Source organism: Streptomyces sp. NBC_01320, assembly GCF_035974375.1.
Classification (GTDB): Bacteria; Actinomycetota; Actinomycetes; order Streptomycetales; family Streptomycetaceae; genus Streptomyces; species Streptomyces yanii.
The window spans coordinates 299,415-325,507 of record NZ_CP108391.1; the positions used below are offsets into that span (position 1 = coordinate 299,415).

Sequence of the window (26,093 nt, forward strand, 5' to 3'; positions counted from 1 at the left end):
ACGATTCGGCCTGAAGGGCAATTCTTCTCGGAGTGACGACTCGTCAGAGGCCAGAAATGATGTCTCACTCGCCCCCGCCCACTTGGTCGATACGGTTATGAAGACCGGTGCCTACGCCAAGGCGCTGAAGATGGCCGAGGGCAGGGGAGAGAAGCTGAACGTCCTGTTCTGGTCTTGCGAGGTCGGCAATGAAGACCTGACCGATGTCTCGTTTGCCGAAGAAGCTGCCGCGAAGCTTCCCGCGGATCAGGTGAACGTGTGGGCCAGCCCCTATCAGGTCATAAGCGACTCGCGCGGAGATTTCGGTGTGTGGGCGCCGCGGAGCGGCGTTTCCGATGTCCTCAAACAGTTCTCCCCGCCTGTGGTGAATTCGGATCTCCACGGCCGTGAGGCGGTGACGATCGGAGATCGTTCCCCCTTCGCCGGTGCCGTTTCACTGCGGAAGGCCGGTGAAGATCTACGGCTGCGGCACGAGTACGCCCTGGCGCTTTCGAAAGCCGATACCGAGAGAGTGTTTTCCGCGCTCGGCGGTAAGCCTTATGTTGTCCTCGGGCGTCGTGTCGGAAGCAAGGTGGAGCTCTACGACAAGACGGGCGAGGTGGAGACACGGACCCTGCTCGGCCCGGAGGAGCTGGCCGCCTGGCTGAGGCAGAAAGGCCGGGTGCCGAGGAAGGCTCCGCTGTTCCTCGCGGTGGACGGCTCCGGAGTCAAAAGGCTGACCAAGGGCGGCAGCGACGGGGATTCCGAAAAATGGGTGGATTCGTTCGCCGATGAGTTGGCCGACCTCTGGGATGGTTCGGTGTTGGGGCTCGGCGGGCCCCTGCGGCAGGTGAAGAACCTGCAGACAAGCAAGTGGGGGTTCAGGGTCGACTACTTGCCGGGAGTCGGAGCAGACGCTGCGTGGACCGTTTCCTGGCCGCGTCAGGCAGTCGCCGCCGCGAGCGGACTGGAAGCTGCGGCGATGACGTTCCATCGGGAAATCGGCGAGGTCACGGACCGAGTGCGTGACTCCTTCCAGCTGACCAAGGACATCATTGATGCGAAGGGCGTCGAGGCCTTCGACGCTCTGGCTGCTCAGGTCTCCGGCATCGTGCGGGAGGAGATCCTCTTCCCCGTGAGCGGTCTGCCGCAGGAATTCCAAGCGGTCGTGGAAGGCGTCCGCATCCTGACAATGTTCCCGGTGTCGGATTCCGTCGAGGCAGTCGACGCGGTCAAGGCTTACTTCAGCGACCTGCGCGGTTGGTGGAACCTTCCCAAGCCGGCCGGCACGGAAGCGAGTTCGGCAGCTGTGCGAGGTGAGTGGAGCGCCACGGGCTCGTCGCGCGACGGTGAGTCGGTGTTCCTGTCAGCGTTCAGCCACCTGACACCCGCGCTCGTCGTGCGGGATTCGGTCACGTGGCAGAGCCCCACGGCTTCCGCGTCCGAGCCCGTATCGAGTCGTCCGTGGCCGTCTGTCATCGGTTTCGACGAGGGGAAGAAGGTCCTCACCTCCGAAGCCGAGGCTCAAATTCGGGAGGTCGCCGGGGAAATAGCCGAGGAGGCGGTGCGCAACTACCGAAGTGGTTCGCCCGTGCCCGAGGTCTATATCACCGGATTCGGAAATTCAGAGCTGACCGGCATGAACGCCGGTGAACAGCGGGCTCGCAGCGTCGAGAAGATCCTCAAAGAAGAGCTGCTGCGACGGCTGAACGACCTGAACGTCGGATTGGAACCGGGCAGCCTGCGTCCGACCATTCCGCTTCTGGAAAGCATCAAAATCGTATCCGCCTCGCTCGGTTACAGAGGGGCCGCACCGCAACACGGTGCCACACCGGGGGACAGACGTCGGACGGCGGTCATCGACGTCGTTCGCAGGCCGCATTTCTACGAGACGTTCCTCGAGGGCGCCGTCTCCCTTCGGCCGACTGCTGAGTTCCAGGGAACGTGGGGCCTTCCGGACCGGGCAGGGCTCGAGCGGGCGGTTCGCAGCGTTGGGAACGCCAATGCGTTCCTGGCGGACGTGCCGGAGAGGTTGCGGAGGGGCACCCCCGTCGAGATCAAGCTCCTGGCGCAGGCGCTGAGAAACGCGGGGCTGCCCGGGACAGGACCGGTGGTCCTGAACCTGCCGGGCACCGAAAGCGACGCCGGGCAGGAGGGCGTCCGGGCGGAGGTCCTGCTGGCCCAGGAGCTGGGACGCCCCGTCATCACGCACACGACGGCATCCGAAAGCGGCTCGGACGCCACCAGCGCGACCTGGCGGGTTCACCACCCGGACGGCTCCCCCACCCAGCCGCACGGCTCCACCGACGGTCCGGCGGCGCCCCCCGCACGCGTCACGCCACAGCGCTTCACTTCCTCCGGCACCCAGGTCCCCGGTCCGCGCGGTGAGGCTCTGGCGGGACTCCCGGCGGCGAGCGGTACCGAATTCGCCGGTGCCGCTGTGCGGGAAACGATCCCAGCGCCCGAGCCCCTGGAGACACACGGCCCGGACGAAACCCACATCGCCGCCCTGCGCCTGCTCACCGGTCTGGACCGCCCACTGCTCAGCGACCGGTTCACCGCCGGCACGCAAGGACTTGCGCAACTGCGCGACCAAGCTGAGAGGTTGGCCGTCGTCTCGTTCGACAGGCGGAACTCCGGCTACCCGCAGCTCTTCCTGCGCGATCCGGGACTCCGCGGGCTCCTGGACGAGGCCAACGGGGTTCCAGCGCACAATCCCCGCCACGACCAGTGGCTCGCGGAAATCCGCGCGGACGTGGCCGCTCGCGCCCGCGAACTCGCGGCCGACCTGAGTAAGGAAATCACCGGCCATCTGGATGCGGCGGCCGAAGCCGTGCGGGCGATGCCGCCGCTGGACGGCCCGGTGTGGTGGGGCATGCGAGTGGACGGGAGGCTGGCGGCGGCGCTGGACGCCATCACCGTGCCCCGCTTCCACGAGGTGACGACCGACCAGCGGAAGGCTTTGGAGGATCTCTTCGGGCTGGACGCACCGCACACAGGTCAGGTGGTGCTCGTCCGGCTGGACTCCTCCTCGGCTCGGGACATCACCGCCGCCCTGGCAGCGGGCCAGGTCGGGCCTCGCACCGGAATGTTCCCGCACGACACCGAGCTGCGGATCGTCGCCCGGGAACGGCACACCGGCGAATCCGGACGGTCGTACGTGTACCTGCGCGTCGCCCATGCTGAGGCGGGGACCGCGACATTGGACTCGGTCCGCCCGGTGCCGCACTCCGTGGCAGTCGGCGCCAATCCCCTCGAAGGCGCGGTCTCCAGTGTTCCGGGCGGCAGTCCGGTCACCGCCCCCGGTGCGGGTACCGGTGACCCGGGCCAGCAGTCCGAAGCCGGAACCGGGACCGGGACGGCGGCCTCCGGCCCGACCGGCGTCTCCGCCGCCGAGATGCCGGACCGGGGCTGGAACAGCCCGGGCCACCCTCAGCCGGCGCAACTCGACGCGGCCGGCGGCGGGTTCGGGGATGCTTCCGAGGATGTTCCAGAGCGGATCAAGGCTCGCATCCTGTTCGAGAAGGAAGCGGCTCGCTTTGAGGATTCCCTCGGCTGGCATTTGATGGAACACGCGGCGGCCAACGAGCACCTGGGTCGGATGGTCCAGGCCGCCTGGGAGCGTACGCCGGTGGAGTGGCGGGACGAGTACGGCACTGACGATGCTGGTATCCCCGGTGCTGTCGGCCGGGATTTGGATGCGTTGGAGCAGGCCGTCTACTCGGGCAATCTGCGAGAGCGCATAGCGATCTTGTTCAATGGATGGGAGCTCATCCACGAGCTCCTCGGGCTCAGCCATAGGGACCCGCGAGCGATCGCGATCGAGCGCAGCCAGCGTCGTACACATGAGATGACCCGTTGGCTCCGGACGGTGAACGCGCAGATTGAGGCGTCGGACCTGCCGGACGATGAGAAGAGGGCGCGGCTGGCCGAGGCCAAGGCGAAACTGCTGGTGAGCATCCCGGTGGACCGTGTCCGGCCGCCGTTGAGCGAGGCAGAGCGGCGGCTGGTCCAGGGGGACGCCGTCGCATGGAAGTCGGGATCGCGGCGATTCGAATTGCCGATGGGTGGAGCCTTCCACAAGGCCGCCCAGTCTTCCGGCGCACTGGCAGCCGCCGGCACGTCGGCCTCGACATACCGGCCTCTGCTCCAGGCAGCCGCCATGCGGGAGCGGTGGGGGGTCGACATGGACCTCGGTCTCGTCCGCCTGGCGCTGCTCGGCTCGATGCTGACCATGCGGCACCACACCTTCCACGAGGTCATGCGCGGCGCCCAGTTGGTCTTCGACGCACTAGCCCAGAACGGCACGCCGGAATCTCCGGAACTCAACTACTACGACAATTGGGGACGCTACTGGCGAGTGGCTCCGCTCTCTGAGGACGAGCTGCGTACGAACGTCGCCATCGATGGAAAGTTCCCAGACGAGCACGTGTGGGAACAGATCGGGCTCCCCGGTCAGGAGCCGGCCGCTCCCGCTCGCCCACAGCCAGCGCAACTCGACGCGGCTGTAGGCACATCAGAGACGGCCGTCCTCCCCAGCCAGCCCGACGTGGTCCAGGAGAGCGCTGCCGCCCATTCCCGCGACAGCATGGAAGCCCCGCTCTACCCGGCCCCTGAGGACTGGAACGCACCCCAGCGCACCGCGCCGAGGACTGCAGCCGAGTCGCTTGAGCGTCACCCGCCGAGGCTGACGAGCATGTACGGCGACCCGCGTTGGGAGGAGGCCAGCCGCCGACACGAGCACGCCCTGGGCCACGTGCTGGCCGCAGACCCGAACGCCATCGAGGCGGCCAGGAACGCGGTCAGGCATCTGTACCAGTACCTCAGCAGCCTGGTGGGCCTGAGCGCCCCGAGCGCGTTCTTTGGGAACATCCCCGACCCGAGTGAATCCCTGGTCCGGCTGGTCGATGACAAGGGCGGAGCGAGCCTGGGGCAGCTGATGAGCGCGTTCCACTATGCCGCCTACGCCAACCCGACCACGCCAAACACGCTCAGCCGGCTGTGGGCTGCCGACCCGCGCTTGAACACCAAGGGTCTGCCGCTGGAGCCGACGCTTGTACCGAGAAACGGCGACTGGCACCAAGCCATGACGCGCAATCGTGGCTTCCGGATCATCCACGGGTCCTCGCCGCTGGCCGAGTGGCTGCTGCAGATCCACCAGAGCGTCGCTCCTGACGACGACCCGATGCTGTTCCGCGAGGCGCTGCTCGGGTGGCTGCTGCCCGCCGATACCTACTCGCTCGTGGAGATCCTCCAGGCTTCCCACCGGGTAGGTGTGCGCGATGCGACGGAGCCCGATTTGGAGGTCATCGACGCCTCGCGTCTCTACGGCTGGGCCGCCGCGTTCTTTACCCCGCTCGACCGGGCGTCCCGTACCAATCTGAGTGGGGCTGAGAAGCACGGGGACCTTTGGCAGGACCTGTGGCTGCCGCACCGACGGCTCTACGCCGAGCGAACTATGTGGCTCACCCCACAGCTCACACATGACGGCTCAGCGTTTAGGACGATCAAGAGCCTGTACAGCCTGTATGGGGCCGTCGAAAACTACCCGCAGTTCGACGAGCGGCCTTCAGACGCACCGACCGAGGTGACAGGTGCCCAGCGCAGGCAGGCATGGCGTGCTTGGCTGCTGCGCCACCGAGAGCCGGAGCTGATGCACAACGTCAAGCTCGAGCTCGTGCCCGCCCTCTACCTGGCCAGTGGTTCCGATGCCCATCTGTTCAACACGTCCCTCACCGGTGACCAGGAGGGCTTGCGGACGCGGCGTCGGCTTGCCCGTTCTCTCGTCGACCAGGCATTCGACTTCGGCGACCTGCGTTTTTCCCTGCCGCTGCTCTTCCTGCGGGACGCCACTTTCCGGGCACTGGCTGACCGGGCCAGGGCCGTGTCCGATTCCGCGCCCGACCGCGAAGCCCGGCTGAGCGACGTGCGTGCCCGACTCGCCAACCGGGCGGCCGGACTGGTCGATGGACTCGCCTGGGAGCTGCCCGAGCACCGCGACATGGCGATGGAGGCGGTCGAGCAGCTGCCCCCGGTGCTTGCCCGCACCTGGTGGGCCAGTCTGGAGAACGGTCCGATGGAGGGTGCCACGGCGGTGGGTCAGCCTGGGCACACCATCGCTCGGAAACCGCTCCACCCGGTTACCTTGAACGCCAGTTCGGCGCTCGATGCCGCGCTCGCCCCGACGAAGATGCCTGGCTATCCGGTGCTGTGGGAGGTTTTGCAGTCGACCGCGCGGGACGTCTCCATCTTCGCCCGTGATCCCGGGGAGCGGCAGGCGCTCTACCCGGAGAAGAGTGAGTTCCGCGTCAAGGAACGGAAGATCCGAGTGGATGGCACGACCGGCCGCCGGTACGTGCATATCAGGCTCAAGGAGCGCAATCCGGCACTGTCGCGCAAAGCGTGGAAGCGCGAGATCATCACCCGGCCCATCCTCGACGAAGGCGGTCGGCAGATCGGCTTGACCAGCCTGGAGGGCCGGGACTGGGTAAACGCCAGGTGGCAATTTCCCCGGTTCTTCGAGGAGAGCGCCTACGAGGTCTATTACGGCGAGGATCTGACACCGGTGTCGGGCCCGCACCCCATTCCGTGGCACGGCGAGGACGCATTCCTGTGGGTTTCACACGGCAGCGAGAGCAGCATCAAGGTGATGTCGCGCTTTGGCACGAAGCGCGTCGCCCCGGAGCAGGTCGGCACCTATCTGAGGCGGGTGCTCAAGGGGCTTGGGATGCCCGCGACCACACGTCTGGTGGTGTTCTCCTGCTCCACGGGGGGGCAGCTTCCGCGAGTCGAACGGGTGGGCCAGGCCGTCGCCGACCGCAGCGGCTACTCCGCCTTCGCCCCCGAAACCGAGGCGGCATCCGCCCGTCGCCCCGACGGGCGGACGTGGATCAGACTGCAGTCGCAGCCGGGCGATCCCACGCCTGCCTGGGTGCGGTTCGATCCGCGTAAGTGGACGGCGCTCGACGCCGCCGCCCGCTCCGCCAGACGTGACTTCTACGGACAGGCAGCCAGGTTCAGCGCCTTTTACGGCACCGAGCGGTGGGAGGAGCTGACCCGTTCGTACGAGGACGCGCTCGGCCGGGCGCTGGCCGAGAAACCCTCGGTGATCGCCGCCGCTCGGCGGGCCGTGACCCGATTCTACGAGCACGAGGTGACCCAGCACGGCCGCCACGGCGGCGCCAGTCGGTTCTTCCCGCCCACCCACCCCGCAGCGTCCGACTACCAGGCGGCGATGGAGCGGCTGCTGGACACGAACTCCGCCGCCAACCTGGTGGAGTTGATGTCGGCGCTCGACTACGCGCTCATGCGGGACCCCGTTCCGCTGTCCCGGCCCGTAGACAAGTCGAGCCGGTACTTCCGTGAGCTGAGCTCGTCCGGCGTCCTCGTCGTCAGGGACAAGGCCCACCTCGCCAAGGAGATGTTGCTGCGGTACCGCGCCGTCCCGGGCGTTCAGGCCGCGGACATGCCCGCGTTCCGCCAGGCGGTCCTCGCCTGGCTGCTCCCCGACAACTACCACACCCTCTTCGAAGTCCTGACAGCCTCAATCGAGGCCGGGATGGGCGACGTCGTCGAGAGCACCGTGACGTTCGGCGACGCCACCCACCTGTACGAGTGGGCCGATGCCCTGTTGGCCCCGCGCGTGGACGCCCCCGCGTCCTTGCGGAGGCAACTGCGTCTGCCCCACCACTCGCACTACTTCAACCACAGCCGCTGGCTCACCCCGGAGGTCAGCCGGGACGGCTCGGTGCCCTACGGCATCTGGACCGCGCTCCACAGAGGCGATGAGCACCTGTCCGGGACCGGCGTGGTGCTCCCCACCCCCCGGACCGCCGATCCGCGCTCGCGGGACTTCGATCCGCGTTTGCCCCACGCCACGTGGGACGCGCGCCAGAAGGCCCTGGCCGCCTGGAAACGGCGCCACAAGGGCTCTCCGCTGGACCGACTGAGCCCCCCGCACGTCCTCGCGCTCTATCTGTTCGGCGACCAGGACGCCCGCCTGCTTGACCAGCGATTCACGGCCAACCGGTCGCCCGCGCAGGTCAGGGCTGAGCTCCGGCAGGAGGTCCGCGCCGTCGTCAATGCCGCTGTAGACGGCGAGGTCGAGTTCCCGCTGCTTCTGCTGGGGGATGACACCACTCGCGCGCTGGTGGGCAGACTGCAGACCCTCCCCGCGAGGGCCCGCGAGCGGGTGGCGCAGACGGCAGAAATCCGACGGGCGCTGCTGGCCCGCACTGACAAGCTGGTGAACCGGCTGTACCAGCAGACCCCGGAGCACCGCGGCATGGCCGCCGAGGCGCTGGGGCTGCTGCCGCCGGTGGGGACCCCCATGTGGTGGCACATGACGGCGTCGGGCCCGCTGGATGACCAGCCTTCCGTCGGACTCCACGAGATCACGGTGCCCGAGTTCCACTTGGCGAGGTTCACCGAGCCCCACGCCCTCGCGGCCATGCGCGTGGAGATGGCCCAAGCCCCGGCCGGGAGTCACTCGGTGCTGGTCGAGGTGGTCAGATCGTCGGCCCGCGACGTCTCGGTGTTCTCCCGCAACCCCGCTCGCCGGGAGGCTCGCTACCCCGAAGAGGCTGTCTTCCGCGTCCTGGACCGGAAGGTGCTGCACGATGCGGAGACCAGACAGTGGTACGAGCACATCACGGTCGAGGAAGTCGAACCCGTCCCGCAGGCTCCGGACACCGGGCCGCTGCCCGCACGGCGCAAGACCTCGCGTCGGTCCACCAGGCCCGCTTGGCACGCCGACGTCCAGCTCCACGACATCCTCTGGGGCAGCAGGGTCGTGGGCAAGGCGTCGTTCAACACCGGGGACTGGGGCCGACGCGAGGCCACCTACCGGAAGCTGCCCGACGTGACCCACTACCGGCAGTGGAGCAGGGACGCGATGAGCGGCAGGCAGTCCGCGATCGACCTGCCGCTGCCCACCGACATGGGGCGGACCTTCTTCTTCGCCTCGCACGGTGCCCCGCAGGGCTTTGAGCTGGCGTTGGGCAGCGGCGGCACAAAGGTGGACGACGGCACGTTCGTCAGCGAAGTCATCGGCAACGCCGCCAAGTTTGGTTTCACCAGCATCATGGTGCTCGCCTGCAACGAGGCGCCGGCGTCGGGCAGCGGTGTGCCCTTTGCCTCGGGTGTCCGGCTACACCGGATCGCCGGTGCTTCACGCCTGCCGGTGTACGAAACGACGGGCCGCGTCGCGGTCACCGCCGCCGCGCCGGAACCCGCCTTCGTGCACCTGCTGGAGGACAGCGACGGGCGGCCCACGTCGTGGCGGGTGGTCCGCCCCTCGGGCACGGCCTCGCAGCCGGTGTATCCGGGCGCGGAGGACTGGAACGCGGAGCTGTATGAGACCGGCATCGGAACCGGGGCCTGGAGCGGGGCCGAGCCATTTGGCCAGGCTGGCGTCCCCGCCGTCGAGTTCCCGGAACACGGCTGGAACTCCCCAGGTTCGGCAGCGGACCGCGAGGACGACGGCCCGCTGCTGGAGTCGGCGGACGAGGAACCGCTGTTCCCGGCGAGCCAGGCACCACACGCCATACGTACGTGGTGGCGGGCGATGCGGTCTGATCGTTCCCGCCTCGGGAGTGGAGACTCTGGCTCTGTTGGCGGTCGACCGCACGAGAGTCAGGGCCCGGCATACGTTCAGGCAGCGGAGCTTCTGGAGGATCTTCGGGCTTCCGCTGTCCCGTCCGGGGCCATGGGGCAGCCGTCGTCCGGTACGGAGTTGCTGGGGCCGGACCTGTTCGGCCTGCGCCGCCCGTCGCCGGCCCCGTCCTTCCTGGCAGGGCATGACCACACCGCTCTCACCGGCGGGCGGTCGGTTTCCTTCTTCAACCTCCTCGACATGGCGCGGTCAGGGCCCGCTCCCTCGCACCGCGAGATGGCGGCGGACGCCCTGCCACGGGTCAAACGCCTCGAAACAAAGGCGGAGTGGCCGAAGGACGTGCGGGCGTGGTGGGCCGACAGGCCGGATTTGCCGCAGCTCCCCGCTATGGTCCAGATGCCACGAGTGTTCCACTCGATCTGGCTGGGCGGCCCCCTGCGGAACACGGGCACCCAGGAAGACTTCCGCGCGAACCTGGCGGAACGGTCCGAGATCCACGGGACGGAGGCCCGGTCGGTTCTATGGACCGATGTGCCGCGCGTCAAGATCGAGCAGGTCAAGACGGCCTCGTCCAGCGCGGACACCGGCGACCTCGCCGAGATCCGGGACATGCTCGCATGGGCACAGGAAAACAAGATCGCCCTGGTGAACGTCGACGAGGTGTTCCACGCCGAATCACCCATGCTCTTGCACGAGTTCTACCGGAATGAAATCTTCAAGCAGGCAGGCCCCGGCTACGCCGCGGCAAGCGACATCCTCCGCATGGAAATCATCCACCGGTTCGGCGGAATCTACCTCGACGGCGACATCCAACTCCTGAATCTGAATTCGGTATTCCGGTCGGTCGGCAACGTGGCCGGATTCTCCATGCACAATGCACGCGGAGCAGTTAACAATGACATGTGGGGGGCGCCCAAGGGCCACCCTATTGCCCGCATCTATCTGAATGAGATTCAGCAACGCTACACCCAGCAGCAGACCAAATTGATGGGCCATTTCAAGGGGGCGCGGGAGGAATTCGTCCGGTCGCGCTTCGGTCGGGTGCACCGGAACTCCGTTATGTATCGAACGGGGCCGACAATCGTGGAATCTATCGCCGGTAAACTGGGACTCGATCAATTCGATTTGCCGGCGATGAAGGGCGCAATCGCCCAACACGCTGCGAGTTGGGCGCGGCCTTCGGCGCCTCGGGAACGAGAATCGATCGTTCCGCGTGCTGAAACGCTTCGGACCGCCCAGATGGCGACGCAGGCACTCGTGCGTGACTTGTTCAACCGTGAGGGCGACCTGCACGTCACTCAGGTGGAAGCAGCGCTGAAAGGACACCCGCACCGGGACCTCATCTGGGAGGCGGCGCTCACCTTCCTCGCCCAGCGGCCGGAACTGGCCCCACTGGTCTCCACAGTCACACTCAAGAGGATCGATACCGAGGGAGAGCACCAGTTCGAACTCCCGGCCGCGGCCCATCGCCTTCTCGACTTCGACACCCCCACGCGTGAAGGGGATCGAGAAACCTCCTGGCTGGGCGAATGGAAGACACCCGTCCGCTTGCGCCCGGTACCCGTCGAGACGGAAGGGCCGCGCCAGCTGCTATCGGGCGCGCCCGCACCCGGCCCCTCGCGCCTCGGAGGCCGTAAGACGGCGGTGTTGGCTGTTCCCTCACTCGACCCCATCCGCCCCGAGGCGTGGCGGCACCGGCGTGAGGGGGCCGTACCGGCCCTGTTGAACACCGAGATCTTCGACCCCGGTTCCACTCCCGACCCGTCGGTGGGCGAGGACGGACGGCCTGGTCTGCTGGCCGGCCGGTCCACGCTGGTACGCGCCGACATCCGGCGGATCCAGGCGCAGGATGGCCGGTGGGTACGGGAGGTGTCGGTCACCCTGCCCCTGAAACTGGGCACGGGCAGCGGCCCCGAAACCGCAGGATGGCTCGGTCGACGCATCAACGAGCTGCTGGACCAGCACATCAACACCGGCTTCCGGCTCCCGGTGTCAGGCGATCAGCTCCATATCGCCGCCGAGGTCGTACTGGCTCCGCAGCACAAGCAGGCCGTCGAAGTGACCCTGACCGAGCGGCCGGGAGCCTCCGACCAGTTGCACTTCCACCTCCACCCCGGCAACGCCACCGCCGAAGCCCGCGCCGAGGACCGCGCTAAGGACGACAACGTCCTGCTCCACGAGGTCCTGCACTACACCGGGGTCACCGACCGGTACTACGACCCCACAGCACTCTTCCGCAACCATCCCGACAAGGCGTACAACGCCGGCATCATGGCCGACGGACCCGCGGATGGCGGAAGCACCCTGCCCGAGGACTACCTCCACCAAATCGAAACCGCCACCACCTCGGGACCCGTCCTCCACGATCACCCCCTCGACCCCCACGACAGCACCGCGGACACCACGACCGGCAGCCACCCAGATGCGCCGGCGCCGGTGGAGACCGTCTCCCGGGGGCCGGAGACGGCCTCGCGCTCCTCCGGCCCCGGCAGCGGTGAGCCAGCGACCGCTGACGCACGCTCAGGGGAAACTGGGAGGCTGCTGGAGTCGGCGGACGAGGAACCGCTGTTCCCGGCGAGCCAGGCACCGCACGCCATACGTACGTGGTGGCGGCGGGCGATGCGGTCTGATCGTTCCCGCCTCGGGAGTGGAGACTCTGGCTCTGTTGGCGGTCTTCCGCAGGAGAGTCAGGGCCCGGCATATGTCCAGGCAGCGGAGCTTCTGGAGGATCTTCGGGCTTCCGCTGTCCCGTCCGGGGCCATGGGGCAGCCGTCGTCCGGTACGGAGTTGCTGGGGCCGGACCTGTTCGGTCTGCGCCGCCCGTCGCCGGCCCCGTCCTTCCTGGCAGGGCATGACCACACCGCTCTCACCGACGGCCGGTCGGTTTCCTTCCTCAACCTCCTCGACATGGCGCGGTCAGGGCCCGCACCCTCGCGCCGCGAGATGGCGGCGAATGCCCTGCCGCGGGCTGAACGCCTCGAAACAAAGAGGGAGTGGCCGCAAGCCATTCGGGCGTGGTGGGCCGACAGGCCGAATTTGCCGCGGCTCCCCGCAATGGTCCAGATGCCACGAGTGTTCCACTCGATCTGGCTGGGCGGCCCCCTGCGGAACACGGGCACCCAGGAAGACTTCCGCGCGAACCTGGCGGAACGGTCCAAGATCCACGGGACGGAGGCCCGGTCGGTTCTATGGACCGATGTGCCGCGCGCCAAGATCGAGCAGGTCAAGACGGCCTCGTCCAGCGCGGACACCGCCGACCTCGCCGAGATCCGGGACATGCTCGCATGGGCACAGGAAAACAAGATCGCCCTGGTGAACGTCGACGAGGTGTTCCACGCCGAATCACCCATGCTCCTGCACGAGTTCTACCGGAATGAAATCTTCAAGCAGGCAGGCCCCGGCTACGCCGCGGCAAGCGACATCCTCCGCATGGAAATCATCCACCGGTTCGGCGGAATCTACCTCGACGGCGACATCCAACTCCTGAATCTGAATTCGGTATTCCAGTCGGTCGGCAACGTGGCCGGATTCTCCGTACACACGACACGCGGAGAAGTTGGAAATGACATGTGGGGGGCGCCCAAGGGCCACCCTATTGCTCGCATCTATCTGAATGAGATTCAGCAACGCTACACCCAGCCGCAGACCAGCTTGATGGGCCGTCTCGCGAGGATGCCGGAGATCTTCTTCCAGTCGTCCTACGGTCGGGTGCACCGGAACTCCGTTATGTATCGAACGGGGCCGGACATCATGGAATCTGTCGCCGGTAAACTGGGACTCGGTCAATTCGATTTGCCGGCGATGAAGGGCGTAATCGCCGGTGGCGATGCGAGTTGGTTGCGGCCTTCGGCGCCTCGGGAACGAGAATCGATCGTTCCGCGTGCTGAAACGCTTCGGACCGCCCAGATGGCGACGCAGGCACTCGTGCGTGACTTGTTCAACCGTGAGGGCGACCTGCACGTCACTCAGGTGGAAGCAGCGCTGAAAGGACACCCGCACCGGGACCTCATCTGGGAGGCGGCGCTCACCTTCCTCGCCCAGCGGCCGGAACTGGCCCCACTGGTCTCCACGGTCACACTCAAGAGGATGGATCACGAGGGAGAGCACCAGGTCGAACTCCCGGCCGCGGCCCATCGCCTTCTCGACTTCGACACCCCCACGCGTGAAGAAGCTGATGACCACGCAGGCTTCTTGCTGGGCGAATGGAAGACACCCGTCCGCTTGCGCCCGGTACCCGTCGAGACGGAGACGGCCTTGCCCTTCTCCAGCGTCGGCGGCGGTGGGCCCGTGACCGCTGACGCATCCTCGGGGTCGACCGGTGTCCCCGCCGTCGAGTTCCCGGAACATGGCTGGAACTCCCCAGGTTCGGCAGTGGACCGCGAGGACGGTGGCCCGTCGCTGGAGGACAGTGAGGGGCGGCCCACGTCGTGGCGGGTGCTCCACCCCTCGGGCAGGGCCTTGCGGCCGGTCTATCCGGGAGCGGAGCACTGGAACGCGGGGTCGCACGAGACGGCGACCGTCTCCCGGGCGCCGGAGACGGCTTCGCCTTCCTCCAGCGCCGGCAGTGGTGAGCCTCTGGCCGCTGACGCACGCTCAGGGGAGGCTGGGAGGCTGCTGGAGTCGGTGGACGAGGGGCCGCTGTTCCCGGGGAGCCGGGTGTCGCACACCGGTTCGGCGTGGCCGGGTGGGGGAGCGGGGGCTTCGGGGCCGGTGGTGAGGAGTATCCGCGCGGGCACGCGGACGATCGGCGTGGCTTCGTTCTCGCCGCATGACTGGTCGCTGCGTGCCGGGGCGTATGCACGTCTTCAGGAGGTGGGGGAGTACTCGCAGTGGAGCCGGGGTCCGGGGGGTGAGGACGTTGCGGTGCAGGCGCCGATGCCTGTATCGGGAAGCGGGACGTTCTTCTTCGCCGCGCATGGCCACCCGAGTGGTGGGTTCTTCGCAGCCCTTGCCAATGGCGGAACGAGTTTGGTGGACGCTCAATGGGTCGTGAGCGTGTTGGGGGGTTTCGGCCGGCTGCTCGCGGCCGGCTTCCGTGATCTGGTGATCCTGTCCTGCCAGCCGCCAGCGCCCTTGTCCGAGGACGGCGCGCGGCTGCTGGAAAGCCGGCTGAGAGCCATCGCGGACGGCACGGGATTGAACGTCTTGCAGAACACCGGACCGGTGGCCGTCACTCCGCACGACGATGGTGAGGCCCCGCTGGTTGACCTGCTGCCGGACTCCACAGGGCGCCCGACGACCTGGGCCGTCGCCAGCCCTGATGGAACGTTCGTGTCGACTCCGTCGTCGCTGACGCCCCCGCTCCCCGCCGGAGCCGACCCGGGTGCTCGGCCGTGGTCGGTGACGGGATGGCGGCCGGCCGGTTCCCCGGAGAGTGTGCGGTTCTGGCCGCTCTACAGCGACCGCGCGTGGCAGGAGCAGAGTGTGCTGTTCGAGGCCAAGCTCGCCCGTGCGTTGATGCAAGACGGGGAAGCCGTCGCCGCTGCCAAGCAGGCGTTCGAGCGGCTCTTTAACTTCCTGGCGCGGCAGTACGATGTGCCCGGTGCTGATCTGGCGTTCTTCCCGCCCAACCACCCGGGTCAGGGGTCTGGACGGCTGGTTCGGGACTTCGCCGCCTCGCGGCCCGGGCTCATGGGACTGATGAATGCGTTCGACCGTGCGGTTCGTGGCGCATCCCCCACCTCGCTCAGTAGGACGCTGCCCGGGAGGATCGCTCCGGCCTGGCCGGAGCGCGGCCAGGGCTACCACGGCTGGCCGTATCAGCTCGCCCACGATTCGCGCGGGTTCCGCCATGTTGGCGGTGCCGACGGCCCTGCGTTGGGGATGCTCCAGGCACATCAACTGTTGGGTGCGGACCAGAGGGAGCTGACGGCCTTCCGGAAGGCCGTCATGGCCTGGGCTATAGCGTCAGGCACCCAGTCACTGCACGAGGTGCTTCGCGCCTCGCACTCTCTCGGCATAGGGGGCAGTGCGGAGCGAGACGCGCTGTCCCGCGACGGGGCGCGTCTGCATCTGTGGGCTGCCGCACACCTCACGTCAACCGGTGCTGATCTGGGTATTCCTCATCACCAGCTCTACGGCAGCAGGTACCGGTTCACTGTGGGTGACGGCGAGGTGATGGTGCCGGAGACCATAGCCAGTGAGCTGGAACTCGCGGCTTCTGGGCAGTCACTCCCCGACCTGCCATCGCGACGTCTGGAGGCGGCCATCAAGTGGCTGGACACCTACGGGGATGTGGGGCGGAATGCACTGCGTGCGTTGCAGCCCGCACATCTGACGGCGCTTTACCTCTATACCTCCGACGACTACACGCTGTTCCAGGTGCACATCAATGGCGGCCGGCTTGGAGAGGTGGCAGGACGGTGGATGCTTTGGCGTAAGATCCGGGAACTGGCCGTAAGGCATGTGGATGACGACGCGCAACCGATGCCGATCCTGCTTCAAAACGACCCGGGATTCACACAGCTGGCAGACGTCCTGGCCAGCGTGGAAAACGAGCCTTCGCCCGAACTCGACCGCATCTTGCATGAGATCACCGAACGCATAAGCAAGCAGTTGCCGGTACACGTGGCGATGGCCGCCGAGGCACTTGATCTGCTGCCGCCGGTCGATTCGGTGGTGTGGTTCGGAATTCAACCGCCTGGCCAGATCGACGAGCTTCCCACGGACAGTCCGTTGCTGACCTCTAACACCTGGATTTCCACAAGGTTCCGCAGTGCCTCGCTTGAACAGGGAATAGCACTCGGCTTCATCGACGAGGAGAACCCGCCTGGCGGCAACAGCCACCGTGCGCTGGTGCGTGTGATCGACTCCACCGCGAAGGAGATCGCGCCCTTCTCGCAGGCTCCGTACGAGAAGGAGGCCCTCTACCCTCCGGGGACGGCGTTCCAGATCGTCCAGCGCCAGACCCTAACCCACCCGAAAATCGGACCGCTCGTCGCTTACACCCTCACGGAGATGCCGTCGTGGCCTGATCCGGCGTACTGGAACGCGCCACCGCAGCGCGTCGCCGACCGCGGTTCGGCATGGCCGGGGGCCACGGACACCACGAGGAAAGCGGCACTGCACGAGACCGTCACCGGGACCGGCGGCGAGCCTGCATCCTCCGGCCCGACCATCGTCCCCGCCGCCGAGTTCCCGGACTACGACTGGAACTCCCCGCCGCTAGAGGGGAACCGCGAGGACGACCGCCCGCTGCTGACCCGTATCTACCAGGACCCGTCCTGGGAGGGGCTGAGCGCCGATTACGAGAAGGCGATCGGTCAGCTCCTTGCCGAGGACCCCAAGGTGATAAAGGCGGCCCGCAGCGCTGTCACCGCGCTCTACAACGTGTTGCTGCGCACTCGGGGCCACGAAGCTGCCCTCGCCGCGTTCACCACGGGTGTCCCCACCAACGACCCCCCAAGGTTCCTTGCCCGCCTGCTCGGCGAGGGCGACAACAAGGCGGCGCTGGCTGAGCTCATGTACGCCTTCACGGCAGCAGTCATGAAGGCCGCCGCATGGCGTGAGCTCCCCGCCCTAAACGTCGCAGCCGCCGGGCCGTGGAAGGCAGACGAGCACGATCGCGTCGGCGACTGGTACCGCGACATGCGCCACCAGCGCGGATATCGGCTGACCAGCCGCCCGGCCGCCATTGTCGAGCGGCTGCTCCTCTCCTGGCGTGCGTTGGCAGGAGGCTACAGAGGGACGATGCACGCGGAGTCGCTGCTGTTCAGGGAGGCTCTGCTCGGCTGGCTGCTGCTTGCCGGCCAGCACTCGATGGTCGAGGTCATCGAGGCATCCCATCGGGTCGGATTGCGGGACGAGACCGAGCCGGATCTGCAAGCCGTCGAGGCGCACCGCCTGTATGGGTGGGCCGACGGCGCGCTCGATCTGCGGGAACGGGCAGCCAGGCTCCGCCCGTCCGTCCAGCCGGATGTCGTCCTGCGTGAACTTCCACACCGCCGGGCCTACGCGGCCCGGAATCGGTGGCTCACCCCGCACCTCTCCCAGGACCCTTCGGTGTCGGCGTCCATCGCGCGGATGGCCGGAACGGACATCGAGCTGCTCACGACCGAGCTGACCGGGAACGCCCGTCCCGTTCCCGAGGAGACCACTTTTACCGAGCGCGCTCGGGCCCTTCAGGACTGGCTGCTGCGCCACCGCTGGCCTAATTTGCTGCGGGAGGTCCGCACAGGCCAGGCGCGCGCGCTGTACCTGGTGAGCGGAGCGGACGCCGTGCTGCTCGGTACCTCTGCCACCAATCCGCGGAACCTGCCGGAGGTGGCCGGTTCACTAGTACGGGATGCGTTCGCCTCCGGCGACCTTCGGTTCGGGCTGCCCCTGCTGCTGCTCAGGGACGCGACCTTCGCTCAACTCGCGGACATGTCCCGGGACATTCCTGCCGACGTCCCGGACCGGGCGGAGCGGCTCGCCGAGACACGGCAACGGCTCATGGACCGAGCCGCCGAGCTCGCCGACGGCCTCGCGGACGAGCTGCGAGAGCACCGCGGTGTCGCCACCGAGGCCCTCGACGTACTGCCTCCGGCCCTACGAAGCGTCTGGTTCGCCACGCGCGGCCGGGCCACGCTGGGAGACGGGGCGGCGACCGCGGAGCTTGGCCAGGTCATCGACCTGCCGCCCTACCACCCGATGACGCTGGACCGGGACAGGGCACTGGAGTCGCTGCCGCGCGAAGGCACCGGGGCCCCCGTGCTCTGGGAGATCACCAACTCCACCGCTCGCGACGTCTCCGTGTTCGCCAGGCGTCCCGACCACCGCCCCGCGCGCTATCCGAGCGAGGTCCAACTGCGGGTCATGGACAGCAGGACCCTGCTGGACGAAGCAACGGGGCAGCGCTTTACACACGTCACGGCCGAGGAGGTCGTACAGCTCTCCTCGAAGGTGTGGGACCGCGAGATCATCACCCGCCCGATCGCCCACCGGACCACAGGAAAGCAAATCGGCGCCACTGCCGACGGCGCCCGCAACGTCAAGAAGGCGACAGTGCTGTTCTCCCTCCTCGCTGACGAGGAGCGCTTCTACGCCATGGACGGCGCGACGAGGAGCTACGTCGGCGGTCCGTACTCCGTGCCGTGGCAAGGGCAAAGCGTCTTCTTCTTCGCTGCCCACAGTGACGGCCGCATGGTCTACGTGCCGTCCCGCTTTGGCCGCAAGACCGTCAGTGGCGAGCACCTCGGCCTGTACCTGCCGCGGCTGATCGGGGGCCAGCACATTCCGCACGGCACCCAGATCGTGCTGGAGTCCTGCTTCATGGGCGGGAGCTTCGGCGGAACCGCGCCGCTAGCCCAGCGGGTCGCGGACCGGTCCACGATGGTGGTGTACGCCCCTAAGAGCACGACGGGCATCGGGCCGTTGCTCGGGCCGTCCGAAGTCCAGGCCGTCGCGACGGTCGCCGGTGGAGACCCGGCCGCCACGTGGGTGCGGTTCGATCCCCACGGCGTCGACCACGATGCGCCGTCCCGCGAGGCCGTTCGGGACTTCTTCGCGTACACCGGCGGGTTCGGCGGGTTCTACGGCACCGAGCGGTGGGAGGAGCTCACCAGGAGCTACGAGGACGCCCTCGGCCGGGCGCTCGCCGCGAACCCCGAGGTGGTGGCCGCGGCCCGCCGAGGCGTCAGAAAACTGCGCGACGTGCTTTCCATCGAGTTCCCGGGCACCGCCGACCAGCGGTTCGTCCGGCCCGGTATGGACGCCGTCAGAGCCAAAGCGGCCATGGATCGGCTGCTCGACGACCGCTCCGGCGCGGGACTGCCGCACCTGATGACGGCCTTCGGCACAGCCGTTTTCCACGGCGGCCCGCCCGTCACATCGGGACCGGTGGACAAGGGCAGCGAGCGGTACCAGGAGCTGCGCGAGCGGGGCTTGCTGCTCGTCAATGACAGGGCGGCGCACGCCGCCGAGTTCCTGGCCTTCTACAAAGAGCTGCCGGGCGTGACAGACGATGAGGTACGCGAGATCGTTCCGCCGGTTCTCGCCTGGTTCCTGCCCCGCAACAGCACCACCTTGTTCGAAATGGTCGAGGTGCTGGTCGAGACCGGGATCGGCTCTGCCGTCGAAGAGGCCCTGCGGTGGGGTGACGCGGCCCAGCTGTACGAGTGGGCCGACCGGCGCTTCAGGCCGCTCGACCACGCTCCCGCCGAATTGCGCGACCGGCTGGTCGCCCCGCACCGGGCCAGGTACGCCGAGAGCACCCGCTGGCTGACGACGGAGCTGACCGGCGACGGCGCGATCCCGGCGAGCGTCGTGGAGGCACTCGCCACCGGAGTGGACTGGATCAATGCCGGAAACGGTTTGCCGCCCGCCCCCCAGCGCTCGGACGCCCCCCGGGGCCCGCTGTCCTGGACGGCCAGGCAGCACGCCCTGCACAGCTGGATGGTCCGGCACGGCGGCTCCCCGCTCGCTCTGGTCTCGGCCGAGCAGATCACCGCCCTCTACCTGTTCGGCGGCCCCGACGCCCCGCTGCTCGACAGCCGCGCCACGACCGCCGGCGCCTCCGCACAGCGATTGCGCCATGTGGTCAGCTCGCTGATCAGGGGCGCGTTCTGGTCCGGGGAGCTCAACAGCGCCTTCCCGCTGACCCTGCTGGCCGATCCGACCTTTGGTGGCCTGGTGCAGCACGCCAGGGCCGCGCTCGGGGGCGGATACGAGAACGACTCCGTCCTGGACGGCATCCGCCGACTGCTGATCAGCCGGGGTACGGAACTGGCCGACATGCTGCACGGCCACCTCGCCGCACACCGCGGTATGGCCGCCACCGCGCTGCGCTCCCTGCCGCCTGTGCGGACCACGGTGTCCTGGCACACGTGGGCGCCGGGCGGGTTGTCGTGGTCGGCCGCGAGCGCACCGGACGGCGGGTTCGGCGGGATCACCGTTCCCGGATTCCACCGAGCCACCCTGAACCCCGAGGCCGCGCGGGCGGCCATGTGGTCCGAGCTGATGCGGGGCCGTGACGACGGTCACCCGGTGCTGGTCGAGGTGGTGAACTCCTCGGCTCGGGACGTCTCCCTCTTCCAGCCGGACCCGGGAGCGGGAACGGTGATGTACCCGAAGGCCATGGAGTTTGAGGTCCTGGACCGCCAGGTGGGCTACGACCCTGAGACCCATCAGGAGTACGAGCACATCCGTGTTGCCGAGACCGGGCCGACGGACGGTCAGGACACCGTGCCCGCGGCCATGTTCCCGGAGCATGGCTGGAACTCCGCCCCGGGCCAGGTCGCGGAGGCGTCCTCGGACACGGCGGACGACTCCGGCGCCGCCCTGGGCCACGGCCCCTCAGCCGTGACGTCGCCGTTGGCCATGGCTCCCGACGCACCGCCCTGGATTCTCTCCCGGATCCGCTATCTGGAGGAGGCGGAGTTCTTCGAGGACAACCTGGCCGTTCATCTGATCCAGCTCGAGGAGGTCAACGAGGAGCTCGGGAAGATGACGCGTGCCGTGTGGCAGCACGCGGAGAGCGCCGGCGCGGACGTGACGCGGTTCGGCACTGACGAGCCAGGCCCCGGTGCGGTCGGCACCGACCCGGCCACGCTTGCGCAAGTGGCCGAGTCCGGCAGTCTGCGCGAGCGGGCTTCCTTCCTTTACATGGGCGTGAGACGCGACCTGATCACCAACCTGCTCGGGGAAGGTCGGCTAAGCGATCCGCAGAAGATCAAGGATCAGAATCAGATCCGGAAGGACCCCAGAACCAGAAAGCCTGACGTCTTGGTGCGCTTTTTGGAGGCCGAGGCGCGGTACAGGGCGGCACTGAGGGCGGTGGAAAGTGGTGGGTCGGATCTGATCCCGGATCTGTCGGAGCTGGAAGCGGCGTACTCGCAGGCCGCCGAGGGGATGGTCACCGGGATTCCGGTGGGCGACGTGCTGCCTCCGCTGAGCGAGGCGGAGCGGGAGCACATCGGTGACGAGGAGATCCTGCCGTGGGTCTTCGGGAGCAGCCAGATCAGCATGCCGCTCTGGGCTGATCTGCACCCGGAGTCCGAGGACACCGGCGGTTTGGTCAAGACGGGGATATCGGGCACCGCCTACCGGTTTATGCGCGTCGCGATGCTGATGAACGAGCGATGGGGGCTGGACCTGGATCTCGGGCTGGTCAGGCTTGGCGTGCTCAGCAGCCTGCTGCCCTTGCCCTTCATGCACTGGAGGGAAGCGGCCCGAGGGGGGCATCACACCTTCCATGAGGTGATGCTGGGCGCGCAGTTCGCCCTGGACGAACTGCCCGGCCACGATCCGGCCCTCGACTATGTCGACGACCTGTATCGGTACCGGAACATCCACCCGCTGACCGAGGACGAACTGCGCGAGGACGTCGCTGGCTACGACAGGTTCCCTGACGAATACGCCCTGGAAGTGCTGTCCGAGAACCACAAGGAGGCGTTGGACCAAGAGCGTGACACGGGCCAGGCGGCGGATTCCTCCTCCCGGGAAGTGCCCGCGGCTCTGTTCCCCGCCCAGGGGTGGAACTCCGCCCCGGGACGGGTCGCGGAGGCGTCCGCGGATCCGGACGCCATCGCCGACCAGGACGGTACTGACCTCACCGGTGTCACCCCCGACGCTCCGAGCCGGCTCGCCAGGTCGAACCCGAGTACCGTCGCGGACTCGGTCGCCGCCGTACTCCTCGGTGCAACGCCAGGCCCCGAGGAGACCGTGCCCAGGGGCGGTAACAGCCCCGACGCCCGTTATCTGGCGGATCTGCCGGGCGAGGACGGCGTGCGGCTTCACGCACCTCAAAACGGGCAGCCGGAGGTCCTGGGCGCGGAGATGGATCCGGACAGGTACCGGGTGGAGCCCGCGGCCGAGGGCCGTACGCGTCAGATCCGCGTGGCCAAGCTCGACCCGGCAGGGGACGCCCCCGTGCACACGTGGACGTTCTCCCTGGGCTTCTTTGCCGGGCGACCGTCCCTGACGGGGGAGACAGTTGTTCTCTCTGGCGGGCCGTTCGACGGTGAAACCCTCATCCGGCTAGACGACCAGGCCCAGCCGCTTCGTGACGCCGAAGCACACCACTGGCCTGTGAAGGTGGGCGAGGAGTACGTCGTCGCCTCCCCGGAGGGGCGTCAGGTCTACGACCGAGCAGGCGTGTTCCAGCCACGCGCTGAGGCGGCGGCGACAGCGCGCCTGACGGAACGTCCGACGCTGCCCGCCAGGTCGGGCGCAGAAGCGGTCGAGCGCTGGGCAGCCTCGGTCGAGCTGTCCAGAACGCATCTGCTCGCGGCGGCGAACGACAAGCGGGTGGCCGACCTCATGCGCGGCGTCGTCGGCGGGGCCTTTACGTCGAGGAAGGGATACGGAGGCTTCGTGAAGCCGTCCGCCCTGGCTGACGGCACGCTGGTGGAGAAAGTACGTCATTTCCACGAGGTGACGCGGGATTTGCTCTTCGAAGGGGGCAATAAGGACGTCACCGTCTACCGCGGCCTGTCCATGGATCCGGAGAGCCAGCAGGCTGACCGGTTCGTCGAGCGGCTGCCCATCTCCACGTCAAACAACTACGACTTCCAGGCTGTGTGGGCGGCCAACGGGAGCGCAGGCAACCGTGTGATCTTCGAGATCGACGTTCCCGCGGATCACGGCAAGCTCGCCATGGCCTACCCCGGGCAGTACGAGCCGGCCGAGACGGACGCGCCGGCGTTCAACCAGAGCCAGTGGGAGGTCGCGCTCTCCCCGACCGTGCTCGTCCGTGCCGGAGAACCGCGCATGGAGAACGGCATCAGGATCATCCCGGTCCGGGCCGAGGCCATCCACCCTGACCGTTTCGAAGAGTTGATCCGCGAGGAGTGGCCCGGTCTGCCGTCGCAGACAGCGTTCGAGGACTTCAGCACGGCGTTCCGACAGGACTCGCTGCGGCACTGGCCTGACCTGGAGAACGCCCATGTCCAAGAGACTGCAGACGAGTCCGGCCTGACCAGGCGTTTCGTGGTGACCGTGCCGGAGTCCACGATCCCGCTGATCATCGCCGTGGTCCACCAGCCCGAGTCCGACGCCGTCGCGCTGTCCTTCACCGACGGCGACGGGAACGTGCTGTGGGAAAGGACCTACAGCGGCACGGGCTTCCGCGCCATCGCCACCGATCTACGCGGCGGCGTGCTGTACGACAACGAAGAGTTCTACCCGTTCCCGACCCCCGACGCGTGGTACGACCTCCCACCGAGCCCCCAGCCCGTCACGGAGGACGCGGCGCTGGCGGAGTTCAACATCACGCCCAAGCCGCACGGCTTCGACCCTACGGGCCTCACGGCCGCCACTCCCAGCACTCCTGCGACTCCCAGCACTCCTGTCACTCCCGCCGTCGGCGACGACGCTTGGAACGCCGACCCTGACGTCCCGAACGTGACCGCCCCGTCTGAGCCGCGCAACCTCGCGGACGCGGTCAGTTCCATGCTCCTCGGGGCGGCGCCCGGCTCCGGGGGGTCCCCGGCCGGGGGCGGGAAGAGTCGCCAAGCACTGTTTGACGAGGTGGAGGGGCATGGTGGCGGGGTTGTGCGGTCGCCGGAGGAGGTGGAGCTGCTGCGGACGGTGCGTGACCGGCTTGTCTCGCTTCCTGGGGTGACGGTCGTCGTGGATGACGCCGCGAACTTCGGCCACCAGGCCGCGGCCACCATGCTGATGGACTCACTCCACGAGCTGGGCTACTCCGGGCGTATCACCGTCATCGCTCCGGGCAGCGTGCACGATCGGCTCCAGCTGCTCGTGCCGGCCGCCATGAGGGAGCGGATCGACTGGCGGACAGGCACGTTCGGCACGAGCGAGCCGGAGCTTGCCACCCAGACCGTGGGCGACGCCGCGAGCGATGGGAACTCTCTGGTGCTGGTGGCCGCGAGTGACCGCCTTGACTCCGACCCGGACACGGCAAAGGACTTCCTCGACTTCGTCGGGGCCGACCGGGCGGTCGTACTCAAGCCGTATGCCTGGGGTGAGTCCCACCGTCTGCTCTATACCCGTTCCGGACCGGAATCCCCGGTCACGGTTCAGGACCTGGAGAACGACGGCACGGACATCCAGCCGATCCCCGGCAGCGCCCTGTATCGCTTCCACGTGCAGACTTTGACCGGCCCCGAGTTGGACGCCCTGATCACCACGCAGGTCGGCGGTGCCCGCGGCGACGGCCTGAGGGCCCTGGCGGACGCGGTTCGCGGCGGTCGGGCCGATCTGATGCCGGTCTACGGGCTGCACAACGTGGCCGCCCCCGGCCGCGCCTCCGCCGTGGGCACGCTGGCCGGCGGGGTGCACGTGGCAGATCTGGGCAAGCCCTCGGTGGTGCTGACTCTCGGCAACGCCACCGTGTCCTTCGCTCCCCGCCACACCGCGGACTGGCTGGTCTACGCCGACCTCGGAGACCGGGATATGGCCGAGCGGATCGCTGGTCTCGGACCGGACCAGGTGTTGGTCGTGGACGGCGGACGACTGCCGCAGGATGTCTTCCGACAGGTGTACCAGCTCGGTACCCTGCCCGCCGTCCTGGAGGGCGCCAACACCAGCAACCTGGTGCAACTCCTGGGCCGGCCCTTCTTCTCCGTGCTCACCCACCACACGCCCTACGACCGCCTCGACCCGGACGCCGCCAACCGGCTTCAGGACGTCACCGACGCCATCGTCCGCGAGAGCGAGTGGGGTGCCCAGCTGGAGGATGCCCCGGGTTGGGAGGAACTCCAGGCGGCCGAGACCGCTCAGTCGGTGCTGCGCTCGCTCCCCACTCAGGATGGCGGCCGACTTCTGACGCAGGACGAGATGCAACGGCTCACCGACGTCCTGCCGAAGGAACAGATCACAGACATCCTTGGCGAGGACGACACCGTCCAGCGGATGGCGGACTACGACCCCAACGACGTGCGGCAAATGAAGCGTCAAATGCGGGACCCCGCAGAAGTCATCATCACCACCGAACAGGTGACGCTCCTGCAGCACGCGGTCCACGCCTACCGCGCCGAACAGGAGGCAGCCGTAAAGGACGCGACGGGTACGTACTCGGTGGCTCCGCAGCGGGAGCAGACGCAGACGATCGCATCCGCGATCAGGGACTCGCTGACCGAGGGGACGGCACTCCACACCTACTTCCAAGGACTCGCCGCGCAGGCCCAGGACCCGCGCAATGACCAGGTGCTCCAGGCCCTGCGCATCGTCTTCTCCAGCGCCCAGGCCATCCCCTCAGAGCAGGCCATGCTGCCCCAGCAAGCCGAAATCGGCTTCGAGGCGTGGGAAGGGGAAGAAACCTCGGAACGGTCGGACACACCCGAGGACACGTCTGCTGACAAGGGCTCGTTCGCCGAGCCGCTGCGCCCACAGGAGGAGCCGCCGTACCAGTCACCATCAGGCGAGGACGGCACCGCACCGGGGGCCCTGGTATCCCCGAGCCCCTCCGAGGCCGGACCGCAGCCCACGAGCCTCCCGGAGGAGACGTTCGCCCCGCGCTTCACGGCGTACTACGGCACGCCGCAATGGCAGCAGTACAGCGAGGAGCACGAGAAGGCGATCGGCCGAGTTCTGGCCGCCGACCCGGTGGTCATCCAGC

General features: G+C 68.1%; 1 protein-coding gene (only partly in view). It reads left to right on the plus strand.

This entire window lies inside a single protein-coding gene on the plus strand: locus tag OG395_RS56680, encoding a hypothetical protein. The 78,984-nt coding sequence extends 32,876 nt beyond the window's left edge and 20,015 nt beyond its right edge, so the window shows coding positions 32,877-58,969, spanning codon 10,959 (partial) through codon 19,657 (partial); the first complete codon in view begins at window position 2. Both the start codon and the stop codon lie outside the window.